Here is a 17968-nt window from a genome sequence, read left to right as displayed (position 1 = left end):
TGATGCCGCAGATCATTTTTCTGCCACACGCCGAGCATTGCCCGGACGGTATGGTTGTAGAGGCTGAGACCGGCAAGACCATTCTCGAAGTGGCTCACGACAATCACATCGAAATCGAAAGTGCCTGCGGTGGCGTTTGCGCCTGCACCACGTGTCACTGCGTGATTCGCGAGGGTTTTGACTCGCTGAACGAAGCTGACGAGCTGGAAGAGGACTACCTTGACAGGGCTTGGGGTCTGGAAGCCACTTCGCGCCTGAGCTGTCAGGCTCGCGTCGGCACCGAGGACATCACTGTCGAGATTCCGAAGTATTCGCTTAACCATGCTGCCGAAGCGCCGCACTGATAAGGGGTTGTCATGAGCCTTAAATGGGTTGATGTGCAGGAAATCGCGATTCAGCTGGCTGAAGCTCACCCGGACGTCGATCCGCTTTCGGTGAATTTCGTCACGCTGCGCAATCTGGTCATGGCGCTGCCTGAGTTCGACGATATCCCTGATCGTGGCGGTGAGAAGGTTCTCGAAGCCATTCAGGGTTTGTGGATCGAAGAAGCCGACTAAGCTTGTAATCGACGTAATTATGAAATACCCAAGAACCCGCGTATAATTCGCGGGTTTAATTTTTCGCTTAAATCACTGTTTCTGGAGTTACACCATGGCTGTTCAACGCACTTTCTCCATCATCAAGCCTGACGCTGTTGCAAAAAACGTTATCGGCGAGATCACCACTCGTTTTGAAAAAGCCGGCCTGAAGGTTGTAGCTTCCAAACTGAAGCAACTGTCCAAAGCCGAAGCTGAAGGCTTCTACGCTGAGCACAGCGCTCGTGGCTTCTTCGGCGACCTGGTTGCTTTCATGATCTCCGGTCCGGTTGTTGTTCAGGTTCTGGAAGGCGAAAACGCTATCGCTCTGAACCGCGAACTGATGGGCGCTACCAACCCTAAAGAAGCAGCTGCCGGCACTATCCGTGCTGACTTCGCTGAATCCATCGACGCTAACGCTGTTCACGGTTCCGACTCTGAAGCGGCTGCAGCTCGTGAAATCTCGTACTTTTTCGCAGCTACTGAAGTAACCACTCGCTAAGTATTAGCTTGTGAGTGAGGGTGAAGACATGATTGCAACGACTGGCAAAACCAACCTGCTGGGACTGACTCAGCCGGAAATGGAGAAATTCTTCGACTCAATCGGGGAGAAGCGTTTCCGTGCCGGTCAGGTCATGAAGTGGATTCACCACTTTGGCGTCGATGATTTCGACGCCATGACTAACGTCAGCAAGGCCTTGCGCGACAAGCTCAAGGCCATTGCTGAGGTTCGTGGACCTGAAGTCGTCAGCGAGGACATTTCTACCGACGGCACCCGCAAGTGGGTGGTACGTGTAGAGTCCGGCAGCTGCGTCGAGACCGTTTATATTCCCTCGGGCAAGCGTGGCACATTGTGCGTTTCGTCCCAGGCTGGCTGTGCCCTGGATTGCAGTTTCTGCTCCACCGGCAAGCAAGGCTTCAACAGCAACCTCACCGCCGCCGAAGTCATTGGCCAGGTGTGGATTGCCAACAAATCCTTTGGCAGCGTCCCGGCAACCATCGACCGTGCCATCACCAACGTGGTGATGATGGGCATGGGTGAGCCGCTGCTGAACTTCGACAACGTTATCGCCGCCATGCATCTGATGATGGATGATCTGGGCTATGGCATCTCCAAGCGCCGGGTGACACTGTCCACCTCGGGCGTGGTGCCGATGATCGATGAGCTGGCCAAGCACATCGACGTCTCCCTGGCGTTGTCGCTGCATGCACCCAATGACGCATTGCGCAGTCAATTGGTGCCGATCAACAAGAAGTACCCGCTGGCCATGCTGCTTGATTCCTGCCGCCGCTACATGGCGACCCTGGGTGAAAAGCGTGTGCTGACCGTTGAGTACACCTTGCTCAAGGACGTGAACGACCACGTCGATCACGCTCGCGAAATGATCGAGCTATTAAAAGACACGCCGTGCAAGATCAACCTGATCCCGTTCAACCCGTTCCCGCATTCCGGTTATGAGCGTCCAAGCAACAACGCCATTCGCCGTTTCCAGGAGCTGTTGCAGCAAGCTGGCTATAACGTGACCGTGCGCACCACCCGTGGTGAAGACATCGACGCGGCATGCGGCCAACTGGTGGGGCAGGTCAATGACCGCACGCGCCGCAGCTCGCGCCTGATTGCGGCACGTGAGCTCAGCGCCGATGCCGATTCGGCACAAAGCGCTGCGTCCGCGCCCTGAGAGAGGACATCCATGATCCTGCGCGCCGCGCTCTCCGTCGTTTTGGTCGGCTTTTTGGCTGGCTGTGCATCATCGGGCGATTCAACCTCGATGATGGGCGACAAAGGGCGTAACGAGGCGCGTCAGGCTTATGTTCAGTTGGGCCTGGGTTATCTGCAGCAGGGCATGGTCGAACAGGCCAAAGTTCCTTTGCGCAAAGCCCTGGAACTCGACAAGGCGGACCCGGACACCAACGCCGCACTGGCATTGGTGTTTCAGTCCGAAATGGAGTTCGAGCTGGCCGAGAAGTCATTTCGTACCGCATTGAACGGGCGGCCTGGTGATGCGCGAATCCTCAATAATTACGGCAGTTTCCTGTTTGAGCGTCAGCGCTATCAGGAAGCCAGTGTCCAGTTTCAAAAGGCTGCGACTGATGACCTTTATCCTGAGCGTTCCCGTATTTTCGAGAACCTGGGTATAACGTCGCTTGAGTTGGGGCAGCGAGAGAGAGGCCGCCAGGAGCTTGAAAAAGCCCTGCGCCTGAACCCTCGGCAACCGCGCGCGCTACTCGAAATGGCTCAGATGTCATACCAAGACAAGCAATATGTATCAGCACGTGACTTTTACGATCGTTTTAGCCTGCTTAGCGGGCAAAATGCACGTAGTCTATTGCTCGGTGCGCGACTGGCGAGTGTTTTCGACGACCGCACCCCAACTGCCAACCATGGCCAGCAACTACAACGACTCTATCCCGGCACGCCGGAATATCAGCAATACCTGTCGGAGCAATGATGAAAGCGGCGCAACCCGAAGTTCTAGCAGCGACTCGTGTCAATCCCGGTGAGACCCTGCGTCAGGCCCGTGAAAACAATGGCTGGACGCTGGCTGAAGTCGCCTTGAAACTCAACCTCACGGCCAGCTCCCTGAGCAACCTTGAGACGGGCGCTTTCGACAAGCTGCCAGGGCATACCTTTGCTCGCGGCTATATCCGGACCTATGCCAAATTGCTGGGCATGGATCAGGCCAGCCTGGTACGTGAATTTGACCTGTATACCGGCACTGATGCCAACGGCAGCAACGTGCACAGCCTGGGCCGTATAGAAGAGCCAGTGCGGGTGTCCCATACCATTTTGCGTATTGTCAGCCTGTTGTTGCTGATTGCCGTGATCGGTGGCGGTTTTATCTGGTGGCAGGATCAAACGTCCATGCGTGCCAAGGACTTGATTGGCCTGACCCCGGAACACGTTGAAGTTGAAGGTGCAGACGGCACAACCCGCATCCATCCGCTCGACGAGCCTGAAGACCAGGCCGTCGCCGAGGCCAAGGCTGAAGGTGAAACTCCGGTTGTAACCGAGTCTGCTCCAGAGCAGGCGGCAAGCATTGCATTGGCACTGCCTGCGGCGGCTCAAGCGCCAGCAGCGGCCCCCGTTGTGGCAGCCCCGGTGCCTGCACCTTCTGTTGTCGCTCCTGCAGTCGCCCCGGTTGTCGCACCTGTAGCCACGCCACCGGCGGCCACAGTGGCTCCGGTCGCGGGTGCAGGCAAAGTGGCAGTGCAATACACCGCTGATTGCTGGACGCAGGTAACCGACGCTACGGGTAAAGTGCTGTTCGGTGGACTGAAGCGCAAAGGCGAAAATCTAGAAGTGAGCGGCAAGCCTCCACTGACCCTGCGCCTGGGCTTTGCCCGTGGCGCACAGGTGACCTACAACGGTCAGTCTGTGGATGTGGCTCCTTTCACCAGTGGCGAGACTGCTCGCCTGAAGTTAGGTCAATAAGTCATGCACGGCGAATCACCAATCAAACGTCGCGAATCGCGCAAAATCTGGGTCGGCAATGTACCCGTAGGTGGCGACGCCCCTATCGCTGTACAGAGCATGACCAACAGTGACACCAATGATGTCGCTGCAACCGTAGCCCAAATCAACCGCCTGGAGGCAGCAGGCGTTGATATCGTACGGATTTCCGTACCGGATATGGACGCCGCTGAAGCTTTTGGCCGGATCAAGCAGTTGGTCAAGGTGCCATTGGTTGCCGACATCCACTTCGATTACCGGATCGCCCTGCGCGTAGCGGAACTGGGTGTGGATTGCCTGCGGATCAACCCGGGCAACATCGGTCGTGAAGACCGTGTGCGTGCAGTAGTTGATGCGGCACGGGATCGCGGTATTCCGATCCGTATTGGCGTCAACGCGGGATCGCTCGAAAAAGACCTGCAAAAGAAATATGGCGAACCGACACCTGCTGCTCTGGTCGAGTCGGCACTGCGCCACGTCGAGCACCTTGAACGTCTGAACTTCAAGGACTTCAAGGTCAGCGTGAAGGCTTCCGACGTGTTCATGGCTGTTGAGGCCTACCGTCTTCTGGCCAAGGAAATCGTTCAACCGCTGCACCTGGGGATCACCGAAGCCGGTGGTTTGCGTTCAGGCACAGTGAAATCTGCCGTGGGCCTAGGTATGCTGCTCGCCGAAGGCATTGGCGATACCATCCGTATCTCGTTGGCGGCAGACCCGGTAGAGGAAGTAAAAGTCGGCTACGACATCCTCAAGTCCCTGCACCTGCGCTCGCGTGGCATCAACTTCATTGCGTGCCCAAGCTGCTCTCGGCAGAACTTCGATGTGGTGAAAACCATGAACGAACTTGAAGTTCGTCTTGAAGACCTGCTGGTGCCGCTGGATGTGGCGGTGATCGGTTGTGTGGTCAACGGCCCTGGCGAAGCCAAGGAAGCCCATGTGGGGCTCACCGGTGGTACACCCAACCTGATTTACATTGACGGCAAGCCGTCGCAGAAACTGACGAATGACAATCTGGTGGACCAGCTCGAAAGACTGATCCGGCAGAGGGCGGCCGAAAAGGTCGAAGCTGACGCTGCAGTTATCGCGCGCGGCTAACCAGACGAATAAAGGATTTATTGTGAGCAAGTCATTGCAAGCCATTCGTGGCATGAACGACATCCTGCCGGAGCAGACGCCTCTGTGGCGTTACTTTGAGGGCAAGGTTTCGCGTTTGCTGGATAACTACGGTTATAAGCAAATCCGTATGCCAATCGTTGAGTTCACCGAGCTGTTCAAGCGATCTATCGGTGAAGTGACCGACATCGTCGAAAAAGAGATGTACACCTTCGAGGACCGCAACGGCGATTCGCTGACCTTGCGCCCTGAAGGTACTGCGGCGTGCGTGCGTGCGGTGCTTGAGCACGGCATCACCGGCGGCGGCCAGGTACAAAAGTTGTGGTACATCGGTCCGATGTTCCGCCACGAGCGTCCGCAAAAAGGGCGCTATCGCCAGTTTCATCAAATTGGTGTCGAGGTGTTCAACCTTGATGGCCCGGACATCGATGCCGAACTGATCGTGCTGACCTGGCGCCTGTGGGGCGAGCTGGGTATCCGCGATGCGGTCAAGCTCGAACTTAACAGCCTGGGCACCAGCGAAGCCCGTGGGCGCTACCGCGCAGCTCTGGTCGAATACCTGTCCTCGCGCCTGAGCGAGCTTGACGAAGACAGCCAGCGTCGTTTGAAATCCAATCCGCTGCGCGTTCTCGACACCAAAAATGCCGATACTCAAGCTGTTCTGGTCGACGCGCCGAAGCTGGTTGACTATCTGGACGAAGAATCCCGTGTGCATTTCGAGGGGCTCAAGGCACGCCTCGATGCAGCGGGCATTCCCTACACGATCAATCCAAAACTGGTTCGTGGTCTGGATTACTACAGCAAAACCGTATTCGAATGGGTCACCGACAAACTGGGCGCCCAGGGTACCGTCTGTGCTGGCGGCCGTTATGACGGTCTGGTCGAGCAAATGGGCGGCAAGCCTACTACGGGTGTCGGTTTCGCCATGGGCATCGAGCGCTTGATCCTGCTGCTCGAAACCCTTGAACAGATCCCCGAAGAAATCGCGCGTCAGGTCGATGTCTACCTGTGTGCTTTCGGTGAGGCTGCCGAGTTGGCTGCCCTGACTTTGAGCGAACGTGTTCGCGATCAGCTACCGAACCTGCGCTTGCAGATCAATGCCGGTGCAGGCAGTTTCAAAAGCCAGTTCAAAAAGGCTGACAAGAGCGGCGCACTGTACGCGCTGATCCTGGGTGACGACGAATTGGCCCAGCAAGTGGTAGGTTTAAAACCCCTGCGTGGCCAGGGCGAACAACAAACGATTGCCTGGGATGCTCTTTCCGAGCACCTGGCCACCTGCGTCGTGCAGGGTTGAAGCTGTAAAACAGCCGATTTATCGAATTAAGGAGTGTTGGGGTGTCGAGTAACGATGATGATCAGCTGGGCGAGTTGAAAGACTGGTGGCAGCGTAACGGCAAACCCCTGGTCACTGGCGGCATGCTGGCGCTGGTGGTGGTGTTCGGCTGGCAGTTTTGGCACAAGTATCAGACGAATCAGTCGCAGGGTGCGTCGATTCTCTACCAACAGTTGCTAGAGACCACACTCACGCCTGACGGTCAGCCCGATGTGGCCCGTGTGGCTGATTTGGCCAACAAGTTGAAAAGCGAATACGCAGGCTCTGCCTATGCGCAATTTGGCGGTCTGTTCGTGGCCAAGGTCGCAGTGGACAACGGCAAACTCGATGACGCGGCCGCAGAGCTGAAAGCCATTGTAGACAAACCGGCCAATGCCACCCTGGCTGAAGTGGCGCGTCAGCGTCTGGCCCAGGTTCTGGCGGCACAGGGCAAGGTCGATGATGCCCTGAAACTGCTTGAAGGTGATTCGGACAAAGCATTCCTGGCCAGCCGCGAAGAGCTTAAGGGCGACTTGCTGGTGCAGCAGGGCCGTGCCGACGACGCACGTGCAGCCTACGAAAAAGCCAAGGCCGCCTTGTCGGATGAAGCAGCGGTAGGTGGCTTACAAATCAAGCTCGATGACCTGGCCAAAGGGGATGCGTGACGTGATGCGTTGGAAACATGCGGCATTGCTGGCTCTGGTCGTTTTGGCCGCGGGTTGCAGCAGCAACAGCAAAAAAGAACTGCCACCGGCCGAGCTGACCGACTTCAAAGAAGAAGTCGTGCTGCAAAAGCAGTGGAGCCGCTCGATCGGTGACGGTCAGGGCAAAACCTACAACATGCTGGTTCCAGCGGTTGAAGGTAACAACATCTACGCCGCAGACGTAACGGGTGTTGTGATGTCTCTGGACCGCATGAACGGCGACGTTGAGTGGAAAAAAGACCTCGAACTGCCGGTTTCAGGCGCAGTTGGCCTGGGCTATGGCCTGGTCATGCTCGGCACCTTGCAAGGTGACGTGGTTGCCCTGGATTCCAGTACCGGCGAAGAAAAATGGCGCTCTCGCGTCAACAGCGAAGTGCTTGCACCTCCTGCGACCAACGGCGATATCGTTGTGGTACAGACCCAGGACGATCGCCTGATCGGCCTGGATGCTTCCACCGGCAATCAGCGTTGGACGTATGACAGCACGCCGGGCGTGCTGACCTTGCGTGGCACGGGCGCACCACTGGTGACCAATCACCTGGCCATTGCCGGTCTGTCGACCGGTAAAGTGGTTGCCCTTGATACGCGCAACGGCGTACCTGTGTGGGAGCAACGTGTTGCCATCCCGCAAGGTCGCTCCGAGCTTGAACGCATTGTCGATATCGACGGTGGCCTGCTGATGTCTGGCGGTACACTGTATGTCGCCAGCTACCAGGGCCGTATGGCTGCGCTTGAAATGGAATCGGGTCGCGTGCTCTGGCAACGCGATGCTTCCAGCTATTCAGGTGTCGCTCAGGGCTTTGGCAGCGTCTACGTCAGCCTGGCGTCGGGCACTGTAGAAGGCGTTGACGAGCGTTCGACCACCTCACTGTGGAGCAATGATGCTCTGGCTCGCCGTCAATTGTCGGCACCGGAAGTCTTCTCCAGCTACGTGGCGGTCGGTGACATGGAAGGCTATCTGCACCTGCTGAGCCAGGTCGATGGTCGTTTCGTGGGCCGTACCCGCGTTGACAGTGATGGCCTTCGGGCGCGTCCGCTGGTGGTCGGTGACATGATTTACGTGTTTGGTAACAGCGGCAAACTGGAAGCCCTGACCATTCGCTAAGGCGTCTATGCTTGAGGCTTCAGGGCCTCGGGCAGCCTTGCTCTGGCAAGGTTTGCGGCACATTTGTGCTGTTCCGAACTCTGGCCGCTGCCTTGCAGCGGCTTTTGTATTTTCTGAAATAACGAAGTGGAGAGCCGCATGGTTCCCGTAATCGCCCTGGTGGGCCGACCAAACGTCGGCAAGTCCACCTTGTTCAACCGCCTGACCAGGACTCGTGACGCCATCGTTGGCGACTTGTCCGGTCTGACCCGTGATCGCCAATACGGTGAGGCCAAGTGGCAAGGGCGTTCCTACATTCTGGTCGACACCGGCGGTATCTCCGGTGACGAGCACGGTATGGACGAAAAGATGGCCGAGCAGTCGCTGCTGGCTATCGAAGAAGCTGATGTCGTTCTGTTCCTGGTAGATGCAAAAGCAGGCTTCACCGCCGCTGACCAGATGATCGGCGAACACCTTCGCAAACGTAACAAGCGTTCCTACGTAGTAGCCAACAAGGTCGACAACATCGATCCGGACATGGCTCGCGCCGAGTTCGCGCCACTGGGCATGGGCGACGCGATTCCAATCGCCGGTGCTCACGGTCGTGGTATTACCCAGATGCTGGAAATTGCCCTGAGCAACTTCCCGCGTGACGAAGAAGAGCCTGAAGACGGCGAAGAAGAAGTCGTTCTCGAAGGTGAGGAAGCCAAGCGCATTCCTGGCCCAAGCGAAAAAGACGGCATCAAGATCGCCATCATCGGTCGTCCTAACGTTGGCAAGTCGACTCTGGTTAACCGCATGCTCGGTGAAGACCGGGTAATCGTGTATGACCAGCCAGGCACTACCCGCGACAGTATCTACATCCCGTTTGAGCGTAACGACGAGAAGTACACGCTGATCGACACCGCCGGTGTGCGCAAGCGCGGCAAGATCCACGAAGAAGTTGAAAAGTTCTCCGTGGTCAAAACCCTGCAAGCGATCAAAGACGCCAACGTGGTGATCTTTGTGATGGACGCCCGTGAAGGCGTGGTTGACCACGACCTCAACCTGTTGGGCTTTGCGCTGGAGGCCGGTCGGGCTCTGGTCATCGCGATCAACAAGTGGGACGGCATGACCCCGAGCGAGCGCGACTTCGTTAAAGTCGAGCTGACGCGTCGCCTGTTCTTCGTCGACTTCGCCGATATTCACTTTATCTCGGCGCTGCACGGCACTGGCGTGGGCAACCTGTACCAGTCGGTGCAGAACTCCTTCAAGTCAGCGGTTACCCGCTGGCCGACCAACCGTCTGACCCAGATCCTGGAAGATGCGGTCAGTGAGCACGCGCCACCGATGGTCAACAGCCGCCGGATCAAGCTGCGTTATGCCCACTTGGGTGGTGCTAACCCGCCGATTATCGTGATCCACGGTAACCAGGTTGAGAAGGTTCCGAAGTCTTACGTCCGTTATCTCGAAAACACCTACCGTCGTGTCTTGAAGTTGGTCGGTACGCCGATCCGCATTGAGTTCAAAGGTGGCGAGAATCCGTACGAAGGCAACAAGAACTCGCTGACCGACCGTCAGGTCAACAAGAAGCGCCGCATGATGTCGCACCACAAGAAAGCCGAGAAAAACCGCAAAGACAAGCGCTGATAGCGCAAGGTTCTAGCGTATTGAGAAAGGGTCCGAAAGGGCCCTTTTTCGTGTCTGACGTTTGGGCTATTCTCGGAGGGTCCTGCGCCGTAGTCAGTGCCGGGAACTCAACAGGGAACGGCCATGATCACCAGCAAGTTGCCGAATGTAGGCACCACTATTTTCACGCGCATGTCGCAGCTCGCGACAGAAACCGGCGCACTTAACCTGTCTCAGGGGTTCCCCGATTTCGACGGCCCGCAGGCATTGCGTGACGCGGTCGGCAAGCACATTGCCAGTGGCCATAACCAGTACTCACCCATGACCGGCTTGCCTGCCTTGCGTGAGCAGGTGGCAGCCAAAATTTCCCGCAGCTACGGGGTCAAGGTGGATGCTGACACCGAGGTGACGATCACGCCTGGCGCGACCCAGGCCATTTTCTGCGCAATCCAGGCCGTGATTCATGCCGGCGATGAAGTGATCGTCTTTGATCCGTGCTACGACAGCTACGAGCCCTCGGTTGAGCTGGCGGGTGGCCGTTGCGTGCATGTGCAACTGGGGCTGGAAGACTTCTCGATAGATTGGCAACAACTTGAAGATGCCCTGAGCCCGCGCACGCGCATGATCATCCTGAATAGCCCGCACAATCCAAGCGGTGCCCTGATCAGTCGTGCCGAACTGGACCAGTTGGCCCGCCTGATTGCCGACCGCGATATCTACCTCATCAGCGATGAGGTGTACGAACATCTGGTGTTCGATGGCGTGCCCCACGTCAGTGTTTTGTCCCACCCTGAGTTGTACCATCGCGCATTCGTTGTCAGCTCATTCGGTAAGACCTACCACGTGACAGGCTGGAAAACAGGCTACGTCGTTGCGCCGCCTGCCTTGACCGCTGAACTGCGCAAGGTTCACCAGTACGTCAGCTTTTGCGGAGTAACGCCCTTGCAGTATGCGTTGGCAGACTTCATGGCCGATCACCCGGAGCACGTTGAAGAGTTGCCAGGGTTTTACCAGGCCAAGCGCGACCTGTTCTGTGATTTGCTCAGCCCGTCGCGTTTTACCTTCAAGCCGGTGGCAGGTACGTATTTTCAGTTGGTGGATTACTCCCGGGTTCGCCCGGACCTCAACGATGTCGACATGGCGGTATGGCTGACCCGCGAACACGGGGTGGCCACTATCCCGGTGTCGGTGTTCTACCAGACCCCGCCTGAAGGGCAGCGGCTGGTTCGTCTATGTTTTGCAAAACGCGAGGAGACGCTGCGCGAAGCAGCAGAAAAACTATGCGTGATCTGAAGGGTTTACCCGATTTAACCGTGGCACTGGTGCAAACCACGCTGGCCTGGCATGACCGTCAGGCCAATTTTGAACATTTCGACGAGCTGCTTGAGCATGCTCGGGGCGCCGACCTGGTGGTGCTGCCCGAAATGTTCACCACCGGCTTCAGCATGGAATCCAAAACCCTGGCTGAACCTGAAGGCGGCCCAAGCACCGAGTGGCTGCGCAAGCAGGCAAAAAGGCTTGATGCCGTGGTCACAGGTAGCGTGATTGTGCGTGCGGCAGATGGCAGCCACCGTAATCGATTGTTGTGGGCCCGCCCTGATGGCGAAGCGCTGCACTACGACAAACGTCACCTGTTTCGTATGGCCGGTGAGCATGAGCATTTCACCCCGGGTGAGCGTCAGGTTCAGTTCGAGGTCAAAGGCTGGCGTATTCGCCCTTTGATTTGCTATGACCTGCGCTTCCCGGTGTGGAGCTGCGACCCTCACGACACCGACTTGTTGCTGTATACCGCCAGTTGGCCAGGGGCGCGTCGATTGCACTGGAACCGCTTATTGCCTGCACGGGCCATCGAAAATCTCTGTTACGTCGCAGCGGTGAATCGGGTGGGCACGGACGGCAAAGGGATGGTCTACACGGGCGACAGTCATATCTTCGACTTCCAGGGCGAGTCACTGCTCAGTGCCGGGGAGGCGGACGGGGTGTTCACCATGAGCCTCAACGCGGCCGATCTGGGGGCCTATCGTGAGCGGTTCCCGGCCAACCTGGATGCGGACGATTTCGAGCTGCGCTGATGTGTGGAAGCCGTTATCAGACGGTGTGCGACTTAAAACCTGTGGGAGCGTGGCTTGCCCGCGGCGGCATCACTGCGGTCTGTCTGCCAACCCGCGCCGCCTGAATCGCGAGCAAGCCCGCTCCCACAGAGGCTAGTCATTGCCGGTCCTGGGCATCGATTAAATAAAAAGCCCCCAAGGCGTTCACCTTGGGGGCTTTTGCGTTTCGGGCCAATGCTTACGCCGCTTTAGCCTCGGTTTCGGTCAGCGAGCGGTTCAGGGCGCTGAACACGGCCTTGAAGCTTGCCGTGGTGATGTTTTCATCAATACCCACGCCATGTACGGCACGCCCGCCATTGACCCGCAGTTCAATGTAAGCCGCAGCCTTGGCGTTGGTGCCCGCGCCAATCGCGTGTTCGTTGTAGTCCATTATTTCGGCGTTGACCGGCAGGCCAGCGACCAGCGCTTCCAGCGCGCCGTTGCCCTTGCCGCTCCAGCGCAGGTTGGTTTCGCCATCGCCTTTGGCCGACACTTCAACCTCGACTGCGCTATGGCCGTTCTCTTCCTGTAAACGGTGGCTGACCAGCGCGTAAGGCGTATTGGCCTGCAAGTACTCAGTGCGAAGCAAGTTGTGAATCTGCTGAGCCGTCATTTCCAGACCCAGGCGATCGGTTTCGCGCTGAACGACCTGGCTGAATTCGATCTGCATGCGGCGTGGCAAGCTGATGCCGTATTCCTGCTCCAGCAGGTAAGCAATTCCGCCTTTGCCCGACTGGCTGTTAACCCGGATCACGGCTTCATAACTGCGGCCAATATCCGCCGGGTCGATTGGCAAGTACGGCACTTCCCACAGGGCGTCCGGTTTTTGCTGGGCGAAGCCTTTGCGGATAGCGTCCTGGTGCGAGCCGGAGAACGCGGTGTGGACCAGGTCGCCCACATACGGGTGACGAGGGTGAACCGGAATCTGGTTGCACTCTTCGACCACTTTGCGCACACCGTCGATGTCCGAGAAGTCCAGTTGTGGATCCAGACCCTGGGTGTACATGTTCAAGGCCACCGTCACCAGGTCGACGTTGCCGGTACGCTCGCCGTTGCCAAACAGGCAGCCTTCGACACGATCGGCGCCAGCCATCAGGCCCAGTTCGGTTGCGGCAACACCGGTGCCACGGTCGTTGTGGGTGTGCAGGCTGATCAAGACGCTGTCACGGCGGTTGATGTTGCGGCCGAACCACTCGATCTGGTCGGCGTAGATGTTAGGGGTGGCGCACTCAACAGTGGCAGGCAAGTTGAGGATCATCTTGTGCTCAGGTGTCGGGTTCCAGACCTCGATCACTGCGTCACAGACTTCCTTGGCGAACTCCAGCTCAGTGGCGCTGAACGTCTCTGGCGAGTACTCGAATGTCCAGTGGGTTTCGGGCTGCTGGGCGGCGTATTTGACGAACAGCTTGGCGGCGCTGACCGCGATTTCCTTGATGCCGTCCTTGTCCTGATTGAACACGATGCGGCGAAACGCAGGGCAGGTGGCGTTGTACAGGTGAACGATGGCTTTTTTCGCCCCACGCAACGACTCGAAAGTGCGTGCGATCAAGTCTTCACGGCCCTGGGTCAGCACCTGGATGGTGGTGTCGTCCGGGATGTGGCCGTCTTCGATCAGGGTGCGCACAAAATCAAAGTCGGTCTGCGACGCAGCCGGGAACGATGCCTCGATTTCCTTTACGCCAACACTGACCAGGGTCTTCCAGAAGCGCAGCTTTTTTACCGCATCCATCGGCTCGATCAGCGACTGGTTGCCATCGCGCAGGTCGGAGCTGCACCAGACAGGCGCACTGGTGATGGTTTTTGATGGCCAGGTACGATCAGGCAAATCAATGACCGGGAAGGCGCGGTATTTGGAAGACGGGTTTTTGAGCATGGTCATCAGGCAATCCTTAATATGCGTGCCGACTATTCAGACGCGGCCAGCCGGAAAAATACAAAGCAGAGGGCGAGGCACCGCAATTAGCTTTGCAGTCGTGCGCTGACGAGGCAAAGGCTGCGATGTTGGCGGAGCAGGATGAGGGTGTGAGAGGTTTTCATAAGCTCAACCCTAACCACTGGACTGAGAGATGGCAAGCGCATAAAAAACATTGAGATAAATGCTCGTATGTGAAGAAAATACGAGTTTTAATTGCTGTATTTTGTTTTGTGTAAATCTAATATTGCGCAACTTCAAGGCAGGACATACCTCGGGTGCTGCGAGGCATGCCCTGTTTTTATGGCGTAATCAGGGTTGGAAGGCCCCGATGAAAATTGCCGGGTCAACCCTGGCGTCATTGAGGCTGACGTTCCAGTGCATATGGGGGCCTGTGGCGCGTCCGGTGGAGCCGACCTTGCCCACTACGTCGCCACGAGCCAGTTGCTGGCCAACCTTGGTGTCAATTTTCGACATATGGCAAAACATGCTGATGAAGCCTTGGCCGTGATCCACGAACACCGTGTTGCCATTGAAGAAGTAGTTGCCGATCAGGATCACCTTACCGGCCGCCGGGGTTTTGATGGGCGTACCTGCAGGTACGGCAAAGTCGAGGCCAGCGTGGGGGTTGCGTTCTTCACCGTTGAAAAAGCGGCGCACACCAAACTTGCTGGACAGCGGTCCGTTGACCGGTTTGTCCAGCAGCAGGTTGCTCGGAGTGTTGGGGCTGAAAGTACGGTAAGCCTTGATCTGAATCGCCAGCTCGTTGTCGATTCGCTTGATGTCAGCCGGGTTGGGGTTGACCTGGCGCTGGTTCTTCAGCGTGATGCGCTGCTCGGGGTATTTCTTGTTGCCCACCGTGAAGCTCAGTTCCCGCGAGCCGCTGATGATTGACTGGGGGCCCGGTTTTACCGTCAGCGGGATGCCGACAATCGCCCGCCAGGTGTCCTGCTCCTTGATCACCAGCACCGGTTTGCCATCATAGGTTGCCTTGGGTGCTTGCGCGCCGGTCCCCAGCTCAATCACGGCAACACCGCCCGGCACCGGTTTATTCAATAAGCGCGTGATGTAACTGTCAGCTGCGTGCGCGTTGAGGGTCAGGCACAGCAACAGGACGGCAGAAAGAAAGCGTGACATCAGTTAATCCAGTAAGGAAAGGGTGACGGGCGTGAGGTGATTGTCCTCGACCCGGACTTGCAGTTCGCCTTCGCCCAGCCTGGCTTTCAAGCGCTGGCCGTTATGGGTTTGCCCGGCGCTGCGAATGGCATTGCCACGCTCATCCAGCAAAATACTGTAGCCGCGCCCAAGGGTCGCCAGCGGGCTGACCACGTGCAAGGTTTGCATCTGGCTTTGCAGCTGCATGCGGCGTGCCTTGAGGCCTTCGCGCATGGCCCGTGGCAAGCGTTCCGCCAGACTGTCCAGGCGCTGGCGCAACATGGCCAGTTGGCGCCCCGGATGCTGTGCCGCCAGTCGGGTTTCGAGGCGGATCAGACGCTCGCGGCGGGTATTGAGGCTGCGCTCGAACGCACGGCGCATGCGCATGTCCAGGTGATCCAGGCGCTGGGCCTGCTGGCGCAGGCGTTCACCAGGGTGGCGCAAGCGGCGTGCCAGGCCATCCAGACGCAAGCGGTCGCGCATCAAACGGTCGCGAATGCGCATCACCAGACGCCGGTGCAGGCTGTCGATTCGGCGTTGCAGGTCACTTGAGTCCGGTGCCAGCAACTCAGCAGCCGCAGAGGGCGTGGGCGCGCGTACGTCCGCTACAAAGTCGGCGATGGACACATCAGTTTCATGACCGACAGCGCTGACAATCGGCGTCACACAGGCATCGATGGCACGGGCTACGGCTTCTTCGTTAAAGCACCACAGGTCTTCCAGGGATCCGCCGCCTCGGGCCAGGATCAAGGCGTCGAAACCCCGAGCATCAGCCAGTCGCAATGCCCGGACAATTTGCGCCGTGGCTTCGCGACCTTGCACGGCGGTGGGGATCAGTGTCAGTTCGACCTGAGGCGCCCGGCGACGAAAGACGCTGATGATGTCGCGAATCACCGCTCCGGTGGGCGAGCTGACAATACCGATGCGCTGCGGGTGAGCAGGCAGGGCAACCTTGCGCTCGGGGCTGAACAGGCCTTCGGCGCTGAGTTTTTCTTTCAGAGCATCGAAGGCCAGGCGCAGCGCGCCATCACCCGCGGGCTCCACCGTATCGAGGATCAGTTGATAGTCACCGCGGCCTTCAAACAACGACACCTTGCCCCGGACCTTCACCGCCAGGCCGTCCTTCAAGGCCTGGCGCACCCGCGCCGCGTTGTTGCGAAACAGCGCGCAACGCACCTGGGCGCCACTGTCCTTGAGGGTGAAATACACGTGGCCGGAAGCGGGGCGGGCGAGGTTGGAAATTTCGCCTTCTACCCAGATGTTGCTGAACACGTCTTCGAGCAACACCCGCGCCCGGCCATTGAGCTGGCTGACGGTCAGGACTTCTCGGTCGAGGTTGAGTCTTGCAAAGGGGTCTTTAATCATGCGGGTCATCATAAGGGCGGATTGTTCTGTCTGCACCTGCCCGGTTAAAGTCCGCGCACAAAAATACAAGGATGCAGTGCAATGGATTTGCCTTTTACGGGTAGCGAGTGGGTGTTGCTGGAGCTGGCAATTGCGCTGGCGTATATCGTGTTTGGCGTGGCCGGGTTCGGCACCGCACTGGTGGCGGGGCCGCTGCTGATTCTGTGCCTGCCTTTGTCCAAAATCATCCCGTTGCTGGTGTTGCTGGATTTTGTTGCGGCATTTGGCAACTGGCTGCCTGCCCGGCGAGATGTGGCGCGCCCCGAGTTGTTGCGCTTGCTGCCGTGCATGGCGATCGGCTGCGTGGTCGGCGTGACATTTTTGCTTAGCCTCAAGTCAGACCTGTTGTTGCTGTTGATGGGGCTTTTTATCACCGCTTACGCCTTGTACAGCCTGGCGGTAAAGGTGAAGCCGACACAGGTGGCAGCCGGCTGGGCCATCCCCACGGGTATCACGGGCGGCTTGTTCGGCGCCCTGTTTGGCAGTGGCGGCTTTTTGTATGCGTTGTACCTCAACGCGCGATTGCCCAAGGAAGCGGCGCGGGCGACCCAAAGTGCGTTGATCAGTTGCAGTACCGTGGTGCGCCTGAGCCTGTTTGTGATCGCAGGCGTATATGCCGACGGCGAGCTACTGTTGCTGGGTGCCTGCTTGTTGCCTGCCATGGCACTGGGGTTATGGGTCGGGCGTCGGCTGACGCGCAAATTGTCCCGTGAGGCTTTTGTGCGACTGGTGACGTGGCTGGTACTGGCCAGCGGGATTGCGCTGATTGCGCGTTATCTGAGCGCTTGACCTCGCGGTGTGAGGCTTTAAGCTGCGCGCCCGCTCCCACCGTTTCAGTGTGTTGCCCTTATCCCACGTATATGTGCCGTATCTCATGAACTCGCAAAGCATCATCGTTCCCAAAATATCCACCTTGCCGGTGCATGAGCCCCGTGCCAGGGCCATCGTGCGCTGGCTGGTGCGCAAGAACATCATTGAAGAAGAACTGACCACGTGCGGACGTACGGGCAACGGCATGGCGTATGCCATCGCACCGGGTGCCCGGGAGGTGGTGCTGCACCCTGAGGCGCTGCCATTTGGTCAGCCGGTCAATGGCCTGGAGATCATTACCAAGCGCTGCATCTACACACCGTCCAAGGGCTTTCTCGAAGAAGCCGGCTGCGCCGAGTGCCGCAAGGAAGTGGGGGAGGCGTTGTTCGACAGTCTCGAAGACTGGATGCCGGGGCGAACCGACAATTTCATTTGCCCGTTGTGCGCCCATGAAGACGACATCAACGGCTTTCTGTTTTTGCAGCCGTGTGCGTTTTCCAACCTGGGCTTTATTTTCAACAACTGGGCCGAGGCGGGTTTCAAGCAAAGCTTCCTCGACGAGTTTGCCGACTGGCTTGATCAGCCGGTGGCGTGGGTGAAAGTCGAGCTGTGAGCCTGTAGTCGCTGCCGAAGGCTGCGAAGGGCATCGCGCGGCTTCCCGTTAACGGGTTGCTCCGCAACCCTTCGCAGCCTTCGGCAGCGATTACACGACTGTTTTTCTGCCTTCAAAGTCAGCTAATCATTGGCCCT

General features: G+C 58.1%; 18 protein-coding genes. 15 read left to right on the top strand and 3 right to left on the bottom strand.

What is annotated here, in order from left to right; translation table 11 throughout:
• Positions 1–2 precede the first annotated feature (2 nt).
• The 13 genes from fdx (at position 3) to KO536_RS01550 (ending at position 11919) form a co-directional block, all read left to right on the top strand.
• Entirely contained in the window at positions 3–344 is a 342-nt protein-coding gene (gene fdx / locus KO536_RS01610) for an ISC system 2Fe-2S type ferredoxin (RefSeq protein ID WP_003443365.1), read from the top strand.
• A gap of 12 nt (positions 345–356) precedes the next feature.
• Positions 357–557 carry a Fe-S cluster assembly protein IscX gene (gene iscX, locus KO536_RS01605; RefSeq protein WP_016779607.1) on the top strand — a complete coding sequence of 67 codons (201 nt, stop codon included), beginning with the start codon at positions 357–359 and terminating at the stop codon, positions 555–557.
• Between the two features lie 94 nt (positions 558–651).
• On the top strand, positions 652–1077 hold the full coding sequence (ndk, locus tag KO536_RS01600; protein ID WP_003443361.1) for a nucleoside-diphosphate kinase: 426 nt from the start codon (positions 652–654) through the stop codon (positions 1075–1077).
• Positions 1078–1105: 28 nt separating this feature from the next.
• Positions 1106–2254, top strand: a complete 1149-nt coding sequence (gene rlmN, locus KO536_RS01595) for a 23S rRNA (adenine(2503)-C(2))-methyltransferase RlmN (RefSeq protein WP_133075953.1) — start codon at positions 1106–1108, stop codon at positions 2252–2254.
• Positions 2255–2266: 12 nt separating this feature from the next.
• Positions 2267–3025, top strand: coding sequence for a type IV pilus biogenesis/stability protein PilW (gene pilW / locus KO536_RS01590; RefSeq protein WP_219260867.1), 759 nt, complete (start codon positions 2267–2269; stop codon positions 3023–3025).
• Complete coding sequence (locus tag KO536_RS01585; protein ID WP_219260865.1) at positions 3025–4008, top strand: RodZ family helix-turn-helix domain-containing protein; 984 nt, start codon at positions 3025–3027, stop codon at positions 4006–4008. The genes pilW and KO536_RS01585 overlap by 1 nt, the downstream gene beginning before the upstream one ends.
• Before the next feature lie 3 nt (positions 4009–4011).
• Entirely contained in the window at positions 4012–5121 is a 1110-nt protein-coding gene (gene ispG, locus KO536_RS01580) for a flavodoxin-dependent (E)-4-hydroxy-3-methylbut-2-enyl-diphosphate synthase (RefSeq protein WP_019823663.1), read from the top strand.
• Between the two features lie 22 nt (positions 5122–5143).
• Positions 5144–6433: a histidine--tRNA ligase gene (gene hisS, locus KO536_RS01575; protein WP_219260863.1), complete on the top strand. Its 1290-nt coding sequence runs from the start codon at positions 5144–5146 to the stop codon at positions 6431–6433.
• A gap of 41 nt (positions 6434–6474) precedes the next feature.
• The gene (locus KO536_RS01570) at positions 6475–7116 is read left to right on the top strand and encodes a tetratricopeptide repeat protein (protein WP_133075949.1); all 642 of its coding nucleotides are present in this window, start codon (positions 6475–6477) and stop codon (positions 7114–7116) included.
• Positions 7109–8260, top strand: coding sequence for an outer membrane protein assembly factor BamB (gene bamB / locus KO536_RS01565; protein ID WP_133075948.1), 1152 nt, complete (start codon positions 7109–7111; stop codon positions 8258–8260). Before KO536_RS01570 ends, bamB begins: the two co-directional genes overlap by 8 nt.
• A gap of 138 nt (positions 8261–8398) precedes the next feature.
• Complete coding sequence (gene der / locus KO536_RS01560; protein ID WP_019823656.1) at positions 8399–9868, top strand: ribosome biogenesis GTPase Der; 1470 nt, start codon at positions 8399–8401, stop codon at positions 9866–9868.
• A gap of 123 nt (positions 9869–9991) precedes the next feature.
• On the top strand, positions 9992–11140 hold the full coding sequence (locus KO536_RS01555) for a pyridoxal phosphate-dependent aminotransferase (protein WP_219260862.1): 1149 nt from the start codon (positions 9992–9994) through the stop codon (positions 11138–11140).
• Entirely contained in the window at positions 11128–11919 is a 792-nt protein-coding gene (locus KO536_RS01550) for an amidohydrolase (RefSeq protein WP_219260861.1), read from the top strand. The genes KO536_RS01555 and KO536_RS01550 overlap by 13 nt, the downstream gene beginning before the upstream one ends.
• Positions 11920–12136: 217 nt before the next feature.
• Here KO536_RS01550 and leuA read toward each other — a convergent pair whose 3' ends face one another.
• From leuA to xseA, 3 genes are all read right to left on the bottom strand, one after another.
• The gene (leuA, locus tag KO536_RS01545; protein WP_133075945.1) at positions 12137–13816 is read right to left on the bottom strand and encodes a 2-isopropylmalate synthase; all 1680 of its coding nucleotides are present in this window, start codon (positions 13814–13816) and stop codon (positions 12137–12139) included.
• 345 nt (positions 13817–14161) lie between these two features.
• Complete coding sequence (locus KO536_RS01540; protein ID WP_133075944.1) at positions 14162–14986, bottom strand: M23 family metallopeptidase; 825 nt, start codon at positions 14984–14986, stop codon at positions 14162–14164.
• Between the two features lie 3 nt (positions 14987–14989).
• Positions 14990–16369, bottom strand: a complete 1380-nt coding sequence (xseA, locus tag KO536_RS01535) for an exodeoxyribonuclease VII large subunit (protein ID WP_219260859.1) — start codon at positions 16367–16369, stop codon at positions 14990–14992.
• An 81-nt stretch (positions 16370–16450) separates the two neighbouring features.
• Here xseA and KO536_RS01530 point away from each other — a divergent pair, with 81 nt between their 5' ends.
• Together KO536_RS01530 and KO536_RS01525 are read left to right on the top strand one after the other, a co-directional pair.
• Positions 16451–17197: a sulfite exporter TauE/SafE family protein gene (locus tag KO536_RS01530; protein WP_133075942.1), complete on the top strand. Its 747-nt coding sequence runs from the start codon at positions 16451–16453 to the stop codon at positions 17195–17197.
• Between the two features lie 85 nt (positions 17198–17282).
• On the top strand, positions 17283–17831 hold the full coding sequence (locus tag KO536_RS01525; RefSeq protein ID WP_219260858.1) for a sugar ABC transporter ATPase: 549 nt from the start codon (positions 17283–17285) through the stop codon (positions 17829–17831).
• Positions 17832–17968: the final 137 nt, after the last annotated feature.

Source organism: Pseudomonas sp. NKUCC02_KPG, from assembly GCF_019345465.1.
GTDB lineage: Bacteria > Pseudomonadota > Gammaproteobacteria > Pseudomonadales > Pseudomonadaceae > Aquipseudomonas.
This window is presented reverse-complemented; position numbering and strand designations above follow the sequence as displayed.

What these genes read in the sequence shown, in the direction of transcription:
- iscX (WP_016779607.1), top strand. Translation starts at nt 357, where the DNA reads ATGAGCCTTAAATGGGTTGATGTGCAGGAAATCGCGATTCAGCTGGCT.
- KO536_RS01550 (WP_219260861.1), top strand. Translation starts at nt 11,128, where the DNA reads ATGCGTGATCTGAAGGGTTTACCCGATTTAACCGTGGCACTGGTGCAA.
- KO536_RS01555 (WP_219260862.1), top strand. Translation starts at nt 9,992, where the DNA reads ATGATCACCAGCAAGTTGCCGAATGTAGGCACCACTATTTTCACGCGC.
- ispG (WP_019823663.1), top strand. Translation starts at nt 4,012, where the DNA reads ATGCACGGCGAATCACCAATCAAACGTCGCGAATCGCGCAAAATCTGG.
- KO536_RS01585 (WP_219260865.1), top strand. Translation starts at nt 3,025, where the DNA reads ATGAAAGCGGCGCAACCCGAAGTTCTAGCAGCGACTCGTGTCAATCCC.
- xseA (WP_219260859.1), bottom strand. Translation starts at nt 16,369, where the DNA reads ATGATTAAAGACCCCTTTGCAAGACTCAACCTCGACCGAGAAGTCCTG.
- leuA (WP_133075945.1), bottom strand. Translation starts at nt 13,816, where the DNA reads ATGACCATGCTCAAAAACCCGTCTTCCAAATACCGCGCCTTCCCGGTC.
- KO536_RS01530 (WP_133075942.1), top strand. Translation starts at nt 16,451, where the DNA reads ATGGATTTGCCTTTTACGGGTAGCGAGTGGGTGTTGCTGGAGCTGGCA.
- der (WP_019823656.1), top strand. Translation starts at nt 8,399, where the DNA reads ATGGTTCCCGTAATCGCCCTGGTGGGCCGACCAAACGTCGGCAAGTCC.
- rlmN (WP_133075953.1), top strand. Translation starts at nt 1,106, where the DNA reads ATGATTGCAACGACTGGCAAAACCAACCTGCTGGGACTGACTCAGCCG.
- pilW (WP_219260867.1), top strand. Translation starts at nt 2,267, where the DNA reads ATGATCCTGCGCGCCGCGCTCTCCGTCGTTTTGGTCGGCTTTTTGGCT.
- ndk (WP_003443361.1), top strand. Translation starts at nt 652, where the DNA reads ATGGCTGTTCAACGCACTTTCTCCATCATCAAGCCTGACGCTGTTGCA.
- KO536_RS01540 (WP_133075944.1), bottom strand. Translation starts at nt 14,986, where the DNA reads ATGTCACGCTTTCTTTCTGCCGTCCTGTTGCTGTGCCTGACCCTCAAC.
- fdx (WP_003443365.1), top strand. Translation starts at nt 3, where the DNA reads ATGCCGCAGATCATTTTTCTGCCACACGCCGAGCATTGCCCGGACGGT.
- KO536_RS01525 (WP_219260858.1), top strand. Translation starts at nt 17,283, where the DNA reads ATGAACTCGCAAAGCATCATCGTTCCCAAAATATCCACCTTGCCGGTG.
- bamB (WP_133075948.1), top strand. Translation starts at nt 7,109, where the DNA reads ATGCGTGACGTGATGCGTTGGAAACATGCGGCATTGCTGGCTCTGGTC.